Here is a 458-nt window from a genome sequence, read left to right on the forward strand (position 1 = left end):
CATCAGCCCCGCTGCCATCCAGATAGATGACGAGTTGGGCATGAACACCAACGCAATACTACCCAGCACCGCCCCCGCCAGAATAAATGGCTTGCGTCGGCCCCAAGTAGGCGACCAGCTTCGGTCTGAAACGGCCCCAATGATGGGTTGGAGTAACAGACCCGTCAGCGGCCCGGCCAGCCAAAGGCCTGGAATAGACGCTTCGTCAGCCCCCAGATAGCGGTAGATTGGGCTCATGTTAGCCTGTTGAAGACCAAAGCCGTATTGAATACCCAGAAATCCGAAACTCATATTCCATATCTGCCAGAAAGAAAGCTGGGGTTTGGCAGTTTCAACGGGTTTCTGAATGTTTTCGGTTTGCATGTATTGTATGATTTTAAGGTTAGCTATAGCTTTTCCCAATAAACGGTAATAATACGCACTGGTTTGCAGGATACAGAGATAGTTTTGTCTTATTT

The 458-nt window shown here is 49.3% G+C and carries 1 protein-coding gene; it reads right to left on the minus strand.

Annotated features, from left to right (window positions below):
- On the minus strand, positions 1–363 hold a 363-nt coding region (locus tag D7Y13_RS50110; protein WP_147452697.1), incomplete at its 3' end, for an MFS transporter.
- Positions 364–458: the final 95 nt, after the last annotated feature.

This window comes from Corallococcus praedator, assembly GCF_003612125.1.
Taxonomy (GTDB): domain Bacteria; phylum Myxococcota; class Myxococcia; order Myxococcales; family Myxococcaceae; genus Corallococcus; species Corallococcus praedator.